Genomic DNA, 13045 nt, shown 5'->3' on the forward strand with positions numbered 1-13045 from the left:
CTATGCAAACGGCCGTGCCATGTTGGAAGAATCTTACGAAAACAAATAGATATGGAAGTTGAAGAAGTTTTTGTTTGACTCTATGCGCCCTAAAACGTGAAGCCAAATAGGCATATGCACAAATAATATGCGTATTGTATGCAATGTTGCATACTGAATTTCGACGTGTATAATTGCGGCCGTGAAAGCCGTTCCCCCCAACCGAATCTGATGGTCGAGGAGAGGAATGGCGAGGGTGTTTATTCAAAGCGAGCGAGTGAAAATGACGTCTGAAAATCCGATCGTGCCGAAGCCTATGATCGTCGGTCGTGCCGCCCTGATCGTTGTCGATATTCAGAAGTCGGGCTTATGCCGCGTCCGACGACGTCCCGCCTGGAATTCATGGGCGATCATATCGAGCGCAACTGGCGTGCGAAGTCGGTCGTCGATGCCGCCCGCAAGGCCGGCATTCCCGTCATCTTCGTGCAGGAAGCCCATCGCGACAGCCTGATCGATTTCGGACGCGAACTGGATGGCTCGGAAAGCATCCATTGCCTCGAAAGCTCGCCAGGCACGCCCTTCCCGGTTGAGGAAATGGAGATGCGTCCGGATGACCTGCGCATTACCAAGCGCCGCTATTCGGTCTTCTACGGCACCGAAATGGAAATCCTGCTGAAGGCTGTCAAAGCCGAGACCCTGTTCTTCGTCGGCGGCTTCACCGATGTCTGCATTCATTACAGCTTTGTCGATGCGCACCAGGGCGATTATTACTGCCGCGTCATCGAGGATTGCGTATCCGGTTCCGGGCAGGCTGCGCATGATGCGGCGCTGGTCGCCATGGAATATCTGCAGGCCGGCGCCCGCCGCAGCGCCCAGGAGGTCATCGATGCCTTCGCCGGTCAGGTTGCTGCAGCCTGATCGGGACAAGCATGAGCCGTACGACATGGAATGAACTGCGCTCGCTTGCAGGCATCGCAGCTCCCCTGGCTGTGACCCAGGCAAGCCAGCTCGTTATGAGCCTGGCGGCGAGCGTCATGCTCGGCCGCCTCAGCGGCTCGGCGCTCGCGGCCGGTGGCCTCTGCGCCATCTTCATCCAGGCGCTGACGGTCGTCTCCCAAGGTGTGATCGCCGGCGCGCACCCGCTGATGGCGGCCGCAAAAGGAAGAAGCGAAACGGCGACGGTTGAGGAGGATGGCGCGGCCTATGCCTATGGCGGGGCCGTGCTGGTCGGCCTCGTTTTTTCGCTCCTATCGGTGGCGATCCTCCTCAATCTGCCGTCCGTACTTGCGCCGTTCGGTGTCACGTCCGAAATTCTTGGCGATGTAGAGCAGTTCATCAGCCGGGCGGCCTGGGCGCTACCGGCTATCCTGTGGATCGCGCCGATCCGTCTCTATTGCTCGGTATCGGGAAAATCCTGGCTGATCATGGTGTCGGTCGGGCTTGGGGCGCTCTCGTATGTGCCGCTTCTGTCGGTTCTCACCTTTGGTGCCTTCGGCGATCCCGGCCATGGGATTGCGGGTGCCGGCCTCGCCTATGTGATCGCCTGGTGGCTGGTCGCCGGCGGTTTGACGACCTATGCAATTGCTCGAGGACATTTGCCGCTTTCGACGTTCCGCAGCGCCTTTCCGACGGCGGCAAAGGCGGCGAGGGATGTCTGGTCGATCGGCTGGCCAATCGCGCTGATCTATGCGGCGGAACTCGGTATGACGCTGGTGCTGACACTGATTACCAGCGGCTTGGGGACGGTTGCGATCGTTGCCAACCAGATTGCCTATACGCTGAACAACATCGCCTTCAACCCGATCGTTGCGATTGGCCAGGCGGCAACCGTCCGCGTCGCCTACCATCTGGGTGCCGGCAGAGACGCGGTCGCCCGGCTGGCTGGCAATCTCTCATTGATCGCCGCAGCCGGCCTGATGGCGCTGTTCGGCGCGATCCTGCTGGTGGCGTCGGAAGACATTGCCAGCGTGTTCCTCGCCGAAGGGGTCGCCGAATTTTCGGCGATCCAGGCGCTGGCGCAGAAGCTGATCATGATCCTCGCGGCGTTTCTCATCTTCGATGGCATACAGTCGGCAGCCAATGGCGCTCTGCGCGGTTTGAAGGACACGAGAGTGCCGATGATCATTGGTCTTTGCGGTTATTGGCTGCTCGGCATGCCAATCGCAATCTTTCTCGCCTTCGGGCTCGGTCTCGGCGCCGTCGGCATCTGGTTCGGCGTATTGGTGGGCATTACAAGTGTCGCCTGCACGCTTCTCCTGCGCTGGAGGAGGCTTGCCGATAGCGCGGTTATATCGGTGACGGGATCGCCTAATACACGCCGAGGTCGAAGCATGTTGCGCAAGCTCACCAGTCCGACATAAGAATACTCGCAAAGATGGCCGCTTTGGACAACATAATGAAGACGAGACCCAGCCGGGGCGAAGACAATTCGTTGATCAAGGAAGCCGGATCGCGGCGGAAGCTGACGCGTGCCGAGGAAGTGCGCACGCGCCTTGCAGACGATATCGTCGATGGCAAGCTGTCGCCGGGAATGCCGCTCGACGAGACCGAGATCGCCGCAAGCTACGGCGTTTCGCGAACCCCCTTGCGGGAAGCGATCCGGGACCTGGCAGCCATGGGCCTCGTCGAGACGCGGCCGCATCGTAGCGCAATAGTCACCCGTCCTTCGCCGGAACATCTGCGGCAGATGTTTCACGTCATGGCGGAGCTTGAAGCGCTTTGCGCAAGCCTCGCCGCCGCCAGCATGACCCTTTCGGAACGGCGCAATCTCGAGACCATTCACGAAGGCCTTGCCCAGATTCTCAAGGAAAACGATCCGAGCCATTATCATGTGCTCAACGAGAAGTTTCATGCGGCGATCTATGCCGGCAGCCACAACGCCTACCTTGTGGAGATCACGCTCGCGACGCGTCGGCGGCTATCGCCGTTTCGTCGCGCACAGTTTCTGACCACAGGACGTTTGGCGAAATCGTACAAAGAACATGACGCGATCCTCGTCGCCATCCTGCAGGGCAACCGCGAACTTGCCGCCGATACGATGCGAAGCCATATCCTCACCGTCGAGGATTCCTACGAGGAATATGCCGGCTTAAAAGCCCCGTCCGTTTCTCTCTAGCGGCGGTGCTTAGAGCTCTCGTCGATTGCAAAATAGTACGATTGTGACCAGATGCGATTCGGCGGGATTGGTCTTCTGGGCCGGCAAAAAAAGGGGCCCTGACGCGCATTTGCTGATGGTTTCGAGCGCGTTTTGCTGATTTGCTAGAGGATCAGTAGATGTGCCGTCATGATGGGCGCAAGGACAGTTGCCGTCCGGGCCGCGTGAAGGGCTATCACCGTAGGATCGGAGCGCTGGAGATAGACGCACGTTCAACGAACTCTGTTTGAAGGACGACTTCGCGTCCTAGCCCTGCAAACCCGTTCAAGCGCTCGACGAGAAGACGCGCAGCCATTTCACCAAGCTGATAGACCGGTTGGCGCACGACCGTTACGGGAGGAGAGGTGACCGCGGTCCAGTCAGCATCATGAAATGAGATGAGTGACAGATCATCTGGAATTGCCAATCCGATCGTGCGGCTCGTCTTGAACACTTCCAGCCCGATCACGCTGTCGGAGGCGATGATTGCCGTTGGACGATCCTTTCCCTCGAGCAGCCGCTCGGCGATTTGACGCGTTTGCTCGGGGATCACGGCGCCCATGTGAATCCAACGTTCGACCGGGCCAAGACCGGCCTCGCGACAGGTGCTAAGAAAGCCCTCAATTCGCCTGCGAACGGAACCGGTATTGATGTCGCTCGGCGTTCGGAAAAGGTGATCGGGTGTGTCGCAGGCCGTGAGATAGGCGATATGGCGGTGCCCCAATGCGATAAGCTGGCGTGTGACACCTTCGGCTGCCTGCCGGTCGTCGGCAATGACCGTATCGACCTCGAAAGCATTGATGCCGCGGTCCAGCAACGCCAGTGGTCGTCCTGAACCGACAACCTCCCGAAGATGCTCGACGTCGGTCTCCTTGGCCGGAGAGACGATCAGGCCGTCTACCCGCTTGGCAATCAACGTCCGGATTGCGGCTTTTTCTGCCGAGACGTCTTCACCCGAATTGATAAGGATGACGGTAAAGCCGGCTTGCCGGGCGACGTCCGTGATGCCGCGCATCGCGAGGCTGAAGAAGGGGTTTTCAATATCGCCCACGACCACGCCGATCGTGCCGGAACGTCCCGTCGTCATGCTGCGTGCAAGTTCGTTGGGCCGATAGTCGAGCGCGCGGGCGGCGGCGGTGACAGCATCGCGCACCCGATCGCTGACGGTCCCATAGCCGCCCAGCACGCGCGCAGCGGTTGCCTTTGATACGCCCGCCTTGCGCGCGACATCGGCCACCGTAACGGAGGCGGTTTGAGGTGAGTTCGGATTCATGAAAACTAGCCTTACAAGAGATATTGACGACTAGCAAATGCGAAGATAACAATTGATAAAAGCCAATGAGACCGGTCTCAACTCAAAAAGAGACCGGTCTCATATAAAAATCCATCGAAATCCGACATGCGCTCGCATGGGCCGGACGTGCGGTTTCTGCCGTCGCCCGGATGGGACCCCTGCGTCGTCGAAAACCGCAAACGATACCACCAGAGGAGAATGAAACGATGAAATTTCCCGAGATTGTCACGTCCCCCTTCGCCAGAGTTCGCGTCGCCCTTTTTGCCATCGCCCTTGGCCTTTCAGCAGGTGCCGCGCCGGTCTCTGCCGAAGATAATCCCTATGGCCTGATCGATCCGGGCGTCATCAGCGTCGGCACGATGGGTGACGCAAAGCCCTACGCTTTCACGACCGCTGACGGCAATTTCACCGGCTTTGACATCGAACTTTTTCTCAATGTCGCCGAGCGCATGGGCTTCAAAAAAGAGCAGGTGGTCTTCACCGGTCAGGAATTCTCGGCCCTTATGCCATCGGTCGCCAACAGCCGCTTCGACGTTGCGGCCGCAGCGATCGGTACCACCGCAAAGCGCAAGGAGACAGTCGATTTCTCCGATGGTTACCTTGCGGGTTACCTCACCGTGTTGACGTCGGATGCGGGCATTACCGACGTTGCGGGCCTCAAGGGCAAGCGGCTCGGCGTCGTGCAGGGAACGCTGCAGGAAATCTATGCACAGAAGAACTTCACGAGTGCCGACCTCGTGAAATTTCCGGACAACAATTCCGCTGTGTCGGCCCTCAACAACGGAACGGTCGATGCGCATTTCCTCGACTACGAGGCCGCCAAGGACTATTCGGCGCGTTACCCAGTGCTGAAGGTGGCGATCAACATCCCGAGTTTTGATGCGCCGGCCGGCTTCGTTGTCCGCAAGGGCAACGACGCACTGCGCGAAGCTCTGAACAAGGGTCTTCATGCCGCCATGCAGGACGGAACATGGAAAAAGCTCCACGAAAAATGGTTCCCCGGCACCCCCATGCCAGAGGCCTATCTTCCCAAGCAGTGATGCCACCTTCCGGTCCGACCTCTGTCGGTCGGGCCGGCCTTTCTTGCAAGGGACCATTTGATGAACTGGCTTGAAAATCTGCGTCGCAGCTTCCTTGACTGGAATGCGATGGCCGAAGTCCTGCCGACCATGATCACTGTCGGCCTGAAGAATACATTGATCCTGGCCGCGGCTTCGACCGTGCTTGGCGTCGTCATTGGCATGGTGCTTGCCATCATGGGCATCTCTCGCTCACCTTGGCTGCGCGTTCCCGCCCGCGTCTATACCGATGTCTTCCGCGGTCTGCCGGCCATCGTCACCATTCTTCTGATTGGCCAGGGCTTTGCGCGCATCGGACGCGAGCTCTTCGGCCCGTCGCCCTATCCCCTTGGCATCCTGGCGCTCAGTCTGATTGCCGGTGCCTATATCGGCGAAATCTTCCGCTCAGGCATTCAGAGCGTCGATCGCGGCCAGATGGAGGCGTGTCGGGCGCTGAGTATGAGTTACGGCCAGGGCATGCGGCTGATCGTCGTGCCCCAAGGCGTGCGCCGCGTGTTGCCGGCGCTTGTCAACCAGTTCATCGGCAATGTGAAGGATTCGAGCCTTGTCTACTTCCTCGGCCTGCTTGCATCGGAGCGCGAGATTTTTCGCGTGGGGCAGGACCAGGCGGTCGTAACCGGTAATCTTTCGCCGCTGCTGCTTGCAGGCATCTTCTATCTCATCGTCACCGTGCCGCTGACCCATGTCGTCAACGCGATCGACAATCGCTTGAGACTTGGAAAGCAACGCCCTGCGATCATTACCAGTGGCCTGGAGGAGGTCAGCGAACTCGACGGCACCGGCAGCATATCTCAGCCTAAATTCAAGGGGGGCAGCCTCGATGTGTGCCGGCTCGGCATGGCCTATGGCGAACTCGATGTGCTGAAGGGCGTCGATCTTACGGTGAAAGCTGGTAGCGTCACCTGTATCATTGGTCCGTCCGGCTCGGGCAAATCCACTCTGTTGCGCTGCCTCAACCGATTGGTCGAGCCGAAGAGCGGGGATATCCTTGTCGACGGACAAAGCATTCTCGCCATGAAGCCGGAGCGGCTGCGCCGGCGTGTCGGCATGGTCTTCCAGCACTTCAACCTCTTCCCCGATCATACGGCGCTCGAAAACGTCATGCTGTCGCTGACGAAGATCAAGGGCCTGCCAAAGGCTGAAGCCGAACGCATCGCCAAGGCGCGGCTTGCCGATGTCGGCCTTGCAAGCCGCCAGCATCACCGTCCCGGTGGTCTTTCGGGCGGTCAACAGCAGCGTGTTGCGATCGCCCGCGCGCTGGCGATGGAGCCTGAGGTCATCCTGTTCGACGAGGTGACAAGCGCGCTCGATCCCGAACTGGTCAAGGGTGTGCTCAATCTTATGGCCGATCTTGGAAAGCAGGGAATGACCATGGTCGTCGTCACCCACGAGATGGGCTTTGCCCGTCGGGCCGCCGATCAGGTCGTGTTCATGGACGAGGGCCGTGTGGTCGAGGCGGGAACGCCCGAGGCGATCTTCGACAATCCCGAAAGCCCGCGCCTCCAGCGATTCCTTGCGGAAGTGCTCTGACCACCCGGCGCATGGAGATGACAATGACACGAACGATCGGGGGCGTGCTTGGCTGCGCAAGGATTGCGATCAAAAGCGGTTCTTGCGGCGATCCAGTCGAGCCGGCTGGGCAGGGCGGCGGCCATCGCCTGGCGCGTTCCGGGTCGGGCGCAGGCTACGGCGAGCGGGCCGACGCCTTTGCCTCAACCGTTTCAACGGGGGAACCGCCCTTGTCAGGGCTGGACGATGCCATCGCCAACATGAAGGCGATTGACGTTCTCATTCGCTCTGCGGGGACCGGCGGCTGGCAAGCCTTCTGATCTCTTTCCCGATCATCACGCACAACCACTGAAAGACACGAAAATGAACGACAACATCATCAGTTCAACGGTCATCATCGGAGCCGGTATCTTCGGCGTTTCCACCGGTCTGCAGCTGGCCCGGCGCGGCATCCGGGTGACCATCGTCAATGACGGTCCGCCGGCCAACGGCGCTTCGGGCCGTTCGCTCTCCTGGCTCAATTCTGCGCGCATGCGCTCCAGACCCTATCATTTGCTGCGCATGGCAGGGATCGACCGTTATCGCACGCTGGCTGCACGTAACCCTGATGCGGACTGGCTCCGCTTCGAGGGCGGCCTGACCTGGGACGCCGAGGGCGAGGGGAATGAGATCGTTTGCGCCTTCGACTACGAGACCTCGATCGGCTATGACGCTCAGCATCTTTCGGCCGACCAAATCGCGAGTGTGACCCCGGGCGTTGATGCAAGGGCCGTCACGTCGCCGGGCGCCATCTTCAATCCAGGGGAGGGTTGGGTCGATTTGCCGAGATTGATCGACCATTTGCTTGAGGAGTTTCTTACGCTGGGCGGCGTGCTCATTACGGATCAGGGCAAAGCCAGGGTCGTGGTCGAGGGCGGGCGGGCCATCGGGGTCGACACGACATCCGGTACCCGTTTCAAGGCGGATGCCGTCCTTCTTGCCACTGGCCCTGCCGTACCGGAAATGGCCGCCGACTCCGGGCAGACGATCGGCGATGGGACACCGATTGCACTTCTGGTGCAGACCAAACGGCTTGACCATCCCCTCAAGGCCGTCTTGAACACGCCGCGTGTCGCGGTGCGTCCGGCACCAGACGGAACCCTTTCGCTTGATGCCGACTGGGCGGCAGATCAAGGCGTGAAGATCAATCCGGATGGCAGCTATGAGATCGACCACTCAGTCGTTGTGGCTTTGCTTGAAGAAGCGTCGAAGGTATTGGAGGGTAATCCAAAACTCGAGGTTGCTTCCATCGGCGTCGGCGGCAAGCCAATCCCCGGCGATGGAGAACCGGTCCTCGGTGCATTCAAAGCCATTGCAGGCTACCATGTTGCCTTCAGCCACAGTGGCGCAACGCTCGGCCTCATCGTGGGCGAGCTGCAAGCTTTCGAAATCGCCACGGGGAGGGAGCATCCTATGCTTGCTTCGTTCCGACCTGAACGGTTTGCTGCGCATTAGTTGGCGCGTGGTTTTTGCATGTGGTCTCGCCGCGAAATACAGCGGGACCCTTAGCGCAATTGTCGCGCCAAGGTGAATGGCGAGGTAATTCCATTGATTTGACACAATGCTGCGCCGCAATCTGCTGGCTGCGACAGTTTGCGTTCCCTCGTGGCGTGACAGCGTCAAGGCATTGAACAACGAGGTGGCGTCCTCGCTGCTTCGAGCCAATATGCCGAGATGGTAGCGTGGAAGGGCTTCGGACAGCCCGCGAAACCTTCGCCGGATTTCGGCCTCAATCGAGACCGAAGAAGCAGGTTGAGAGTTGAAATCGCAAGGACGCGGACGTGCGCATACTCCTAGTCGAAGATGATTACATTCTCGGCTCCTCGCTGAAACGCGCATTCGAGAAGCACGCCTATGGCGTGGATTGGTTCCGCGATGCCGAGACGGCGCTTGATGCGCTGCGCGACAGTCAATTTGGATGTGTGATCCTCGATGTCAATCTTCCCAAAGCAAGCGGCTTCGAGGTGGTCCGTTCGCTGAGGAGGGGAGGCAACGACGTCCCGATCCTGATGCTGACGGCGCTTGACAGCGTGCGCGATCGCGTCAACGGCCTGGACGAGGGTGCGGACGATTACCTCGTCAAGCCCTTTGACCTTGACGAACTGCTCGCCCGGCTGCGTGCACTGATCCGGCGACGGCAGGGCCGCACCGAAACCATTATTCGATGCGCCGACGTCGAGCTCGACCCTTCGGCCATGGTGGCGCGTCGAAATGGCGTACAGCTTCACATCCCCGCCAAGGAGTTCCATCTGTTGCGCCTCCTGATGGAGCGGAGCGGACGGTACGTCACGAAGAACGATATCGAATATGCACTCTACGACACGGATGTTTCGGTCGAAAGCAATACGATCGAAGTGACGGTCTATAATCTGCGCAAGAAGCTCGGTACCGATTTCATCCGATCGATCCGCGGCGTCGGCTACATGGTCGAGCGGCAGCAGTGACACTCAGCCAACGCCTTTTTCTCCGCATTCTCCCGACACTCATCATCACGATCGCCATCGTCGGCATCTTCGCCTATCACAGCGCAACGCGCGAGATCGACAACATCTACGATGCGCAGTTGATCAACGATGCCAACGTGCTCTGGTCGTTGATGAAGCACCCCCTCACACGAATGACTGCGAGGCCGACGGTGCAGGTTCCGGATCTTGATTTCAATATGGACAACCAGCTTGCGCTCAACGAGGATGCGGACGACTATGCCGACGCCCATTCGTTTCGCGCCTGGAAGGGGCCGGCACTGGCCTTTGCCAGCAGCAACGCCTTTCCAGCCGAGGTCAAGCGCTTCTCGGCCGGTTTCTCCGATGTGACCTATCAGAACGAGCTCTGGCGGATCTACTCTCTGCCGATCCCGAATAGCGACGTGACCATCGAGGTCGCCGAAAAGATCATCCTTCGGGAAGGCCTCGTCGATAACATCCTTCTCAATCTCGCCTTTCCGCTGCTCGTCCTTGTGCCTGTCAGTGCCATCATCATCTGGCTCGCCATCAATAACGGGCTTGCCAATGTCCGGGGACTGGTCTCGCAGATCCGGACCCGCACGCCGGATGATCTGTCGATGATTGCGACGGGAAGACTGCCGCGGGATCTGACGCCGCTTGTCCACTCGCTCAACAACCTTTTGCGAAAGCTAGGCCACTCGCTGGCAATGGAGCGGCGCTTTTCCGATCTTGCCGCCCATCAACTGCGCACACCGCAGGCCGGCATCAAACTGCTTCTGCAAATGTTCGATCGTGCCGATTCCGACGAGGAGCGCGCCGCCCTGCTGAAGGACCTTGTTGTCAGCAACGAGCGCGCCATGCATCTCATAGAACAGCTGCTGCGGCTTGCACGGGTCAGCCATCAGCCGCTGCAGCTGGAGGCGTTGCCGCTGCGCCAGATTGCGGCGGCAGCCCTGGCGGATTTTGGGGTCATGCTCAATCGCCGCGGTTTCAATGCCGGGCTGGTCGGAACCCACGACCCACAAGTCTTGACCGACCGTGCCCTGCTGCGCGTCATGATCGATAATCTCCTCGACAATTCGATCAAATATTCGCCTGCCGGCGGTCGCATCGAGGTACGCATCGAACCTAGCTCGCGCGGCTTTCTCCTCTCCATTGAAGACAGCGGCCCCGGTATCCCACCCGAACAGCGAGAAGCCGCATTTCAGCGGTTCAACCGCCTTGACGCGCGAGCCGGCGAGGAGGGCGCGGGATTGGGATTGCCGATCGTCGCCGATATCGGCAACCGTCTCGACATTGGGATCAGCCTCGGCACGCCTGCCTGGGGATCCGGCCTGAAGGTGGATCTCGATATTCCTGCCGCGTAAGCGGTCAATTCAGTTTCGCTTCACATTCGCCTCATCTCGCCTTCAGGTAGCGACGCTAAATGCTTCGTCACATTGAAGGAGCATGCGATGCAGGTGTTTTGCGATTTCGACGGAACCATATCGAAAGAAGACGTGACCGATCTGGTTCTGGACCGTTTCGCGCGTCCAGAGTGGCGCGAGATCGAAGATCAGTGGACCAACGGCAGGATCACAGCCGCCCAGTGCATGCGCCGCCAGATCCAGCTGCTTCAGGCAAAACACGAAGACATCGACGCATTCCTGGACATGATCGAAATCGACAGTGCCTTCGGAGCTTTCAAGGCATTCTGTGAAAAGAACGGGTTCGGCCTCACCATCGTCAGCGACGGTGTCGATCATTTTATCAGGCGGGTCCTTGCCAGACATGGTCTTGAAGACATTCAGATCATCGCAAACAAGCTGATTTCTCGCCCGCACGCTTGCACTATGCCCGATTTCGATCTCGGCTTTCCGTTCAAGAGCGCAGCCTGCGCTTCTGGTGCCGGCGTGTGCAAATGCGCCCAGGTGAGGCCGTCCGGCAACCATATCTATATCGGCGACGGCCGCAGCGACTTCTGCGTCTCCCACGAGGCGCAGCTTGTCTTCGCCAAGGCCAAGCTTGCGGATTATTGCCGCGCGAACTGCCTTCCTTTCATCCCCTATAGCGGTTTCGCCGAAATCCAGGCGAGTGTCGCAGCCATCCTTTCCAGCCCGTCACGGCAGCCTGTTGCGCTGCCCGTGGCAAAAACTGCGTGAGAAGAGGACTTCATGCGTTCCAACCTGAAACTTGCTGCAAGCATGCACCCCATCGCTTCCGAAGACGAGCTGCGACGGCTCGAAGAGACCTATTGCTCCCACGGCGATACGGTTCACTATTCGCAGAAGCCGAAATTCTTCGAAAGCTGCGATGGTTCATTCGTCTTTGACGCAGCCGAGACACCATTTCTCGATCTCCAGATGTGGTATTCGGCCGTCAATTTCGGCTATCGCAACGAGCGTTTGAACAATGTCGCGCATCGGCAGCTGGATCGATTGCCGCAGGTCGCCTCGCAATATCTCCATCGCGAAAAGGTCGAACTCGCAGCGCTGATCGCTCGGGATGCCGAACATAAATTCGGTTCGAAAGGTCGCGTTCACTTCAATGTCGGCGGCTCGCAGGCCGTCGAGGATTCCTTGAAGCTCGTTCGCAACTATACCGGCGGCAAGAGCCTGATGTTCGCCTTCGAGGGCGGATACCATGGGCGAACGCTCGGCGCGACGTCGATCACCTCAAGCTACCGCTATCGCCGGCGTTACGGCCATTTCGGCGAGCGTGCCCAGTTCATCGAATTCCCCTATCACTTTCGCGGGCCGAAGGGCATGTCGAAGGAGGAATACGGGCACTATTGCGTCCAGAAGTTCGCGCGGCTGTTTGAAAGTGAGTACAACGGCGTCTGGGATCCGAAGGCCGGAAAATCGGAATATGCCGCGTTTTACATCGAACCCATCCAGGGCACCGGCGGCTATGTCATTCCGCCGATGAATTTCTTCAAGGAGCTCAAGAAGGTCCTCGACGATCACGGCATCCTGCTTGTCGTCGATGAGATCCAGATGGGCGTCTATCGGACCGGAAAGCTCTGGTCGATCGAACATTTCGGCGTGTCGCCAGATGTACTCGTGTTCGGCAAGGCGATCACCAATGGTCTCAATCCGCTCTCGGGCATCTGGGCCAAGGAAGAGATGATCAACCCGACGATCTTCCCGCCAGGCTCCACGCATTCGACCTTTGCCAGCAACCCGATGGGCACGGCCGTCGCTCTCGAAACACTGAAGATGGTGTCTGAGACCGACTTCGGCGCGAATGTGATGGAAAAGGGCGCGCACTTCCTCGAAGGCCTGAAGGACCTGCAGTCGCGGCATGCGATCGTCGGCGATGTCGATGGCCTTGGCCTTGCCCTTCGCATGGAAATCTGCGGGCCTGACGGCTTCACCCCCGACAAGGCGACGCTCGACTGGATGGCGGATGAAGGCATGAAGGGTGATCTTGTGGTCGATGGCAGGAAATATGGATTGGTGCTCGATGTTGGCGGATACCACAAGAACGTCATCACTCTTGCTCCGAACCTGATGATCAGCCGCGAAGAGATCGAGCTTGCGATCTCGCTGCTCGACCAGCTTCTGACACGCGCCGAGCGGAGGTAGAA

The 13045-nt window shown here is 59.2% G+C and carries 12 protein-coding genes; 11 read left to right on the forward strand and 1 reads right to left on the reverse strand.

The features are described from left to right. Positions 1-348: 348 nt before the first annotated feature. Genes ACR9ZQ_RS31570 through ACR9ZQ_RS31580 form a run of 3 tightly spaced genes read left to right on the forward strand, consistent with a single transcriptional unit; the run spans position 349 to position 3094 of the window. On the forward strand, positions 349-897 hold the full coding sequence (locus ACR9ZQ_RS31570) for a cysteine hydrolase family protein (protein WP_481429605.1): 549 nt from the start codon (positions 349-351) through the stop codon (positions 895-897). Between the two features lie 11 nt (positions 898-908). After that, positions 909-2339, forward strand: a complete 1431-nt coding sequence (locus ACR9ZQ_RS31575; protein WP_481429606.1) for an MATE family efflux transporter — start codon at positions 909-911, stop codon at positions 2337-2339. Between the two features lie 35 nt (positions 2340-2374). Further along, positions 2375-3094, forward strand: coding sequence for a GntR family transcriptional regulator (locus ACR9ZQ_RS31580; protein ID WP_310381635.1), 720 nt, complete (start codon positions 2375-2377; stop codon positions 3092-3094). A gap of 214 nt (positions 3095-3308) precedes the next feature. On the opposite strand, the gene ACR9ZQ_RS31585 is transcribed toward ACR9ZQ_RS31580, so the two are convergent. Then, on the reverse strand, positions 3309-4385 hold the full coding sequence (locus ACR9ZQ_RS31585; RefSeq protein WP_310381637.1) for a LacI family DNA-binding transcriptional regulator: 1077 nt from the start codon (positions 4383-4385) through the stop codon (positions 3309-3311). A gap of 227 nt (positions 4386-4612) precedes the next feature. Here ACR9ZQ_RS31585 and ACR9ZQ_RS31590 point away from each other — a divergent pair, with 227 nt between their 5' ends. The 8 genes from ACR9ZQ_RS31590 to ACR9ZQ_RS31625 all read left to right on the forward strand — a co-directional run bounded on the left by ACR9ZQ_RS31590 (position 4613) and on the right by ACR9ZQ_RS31625 (position 13043). Beyond that, on the forward strand, positions 4613-5446 hold the full coding sequence (locus tag ACR9ZQ_RS31590; RefSeq protein WP_310381638.1) for an ABC transporter substrate-binding protein: 834 nt from the start codon (positions 4613-4615) through the stop codon (positions 5444-5446). 60 nt (positions 5447-5506) lie between these two features. Beyond that, positions 5507-7015 (forward strand): amino acid ABC transporter permease/ATP-binding protein, encoded by a 1509-nt coding sequence (locus ACR9ZQ_RS31595; protein WP_310381640.1) that lies wholly within the window; start codon positions 5507-5509, stop codon positions 7013-7015. 23 nt (positions 7016-7038) lie between these two features. After that, positions 7039-7314, forward strand: coding sequence for a hypothetical protein (locus tag ACR9ZQ_RS31600; protein ID WP_481429607.1), 276 nt, complete (start codon positions 7039-7041; stop codon positions 7312-7314). Between the two features lie 43 nt (positions 7315-7357). Next, on the forward strand, positions 7358-8488 hold the full coding sequence (locus tag ACR9ZQ_RS31605; RefSeq protein WP_481429608.1) for an NAD(P)/FAD-dependent oxidoreductase: 1131 nt from the start codon (positions 7358-7360) through the stop codon (positions 8486-8488). A gap of 326 nt (positions 8489-8814) precedes the next feature. After that, positions 8815-9477, forward strand: a complete 663-nt coding sequence (locus ACR9ZQ_RS31610) for a response regulator transcription factor (RefSeq protein WP_310381646.1) — start codon at positions 8815-8817, stop codon at positions 9475-9477. Beyond that, a complete protein-coding gene (locus ACR9ZQ_RS31615) occupies positions 9474-10844 on the forward strand; it encodes a sensor histidine kinase (protein WP_481429609.1) in 1371 nt (456 codons plus the stop codon). Before ACR9ZQ_RS31610 ends, ACR9ZQ_RS31615 begins: the two co-directional genes overlap by 4 nt. 87 nt (positions 10845-10931) lie before the next feature. Next, on the forward strand, positions 10932-11618 hold the full coding sequence (locus tag ACR9ZQ_RS31620) for an MtnX-like HAD-IB family phosphatase (protein WP_481429610.1): 687 nt from the start codon (positions 10932-10934) through the stop codon (positions 11616-11618). A gap of 12 nt (positions 11619-11630) precedes the next feature. After that, positions 11631-13043 carry an aspartate aminotransferase family protein gene (locus tag ACR9ZQ_RS31625; protein ID WP_113325177.1) on the forward strand — a complete coding sequence of 471 codons (1413 nt, stop codon included), beginning with the start codon at positions 11631-11633 and terminating at the stop codon, positions 13041-13043. The last annotated feature ends 2 nt before the right edge of the window (positions 13044-13045 follow it).

The sequence above is a fragment of the Rhizobium sp. KNZ14-9A genome, from assembly GCF_056755015.1.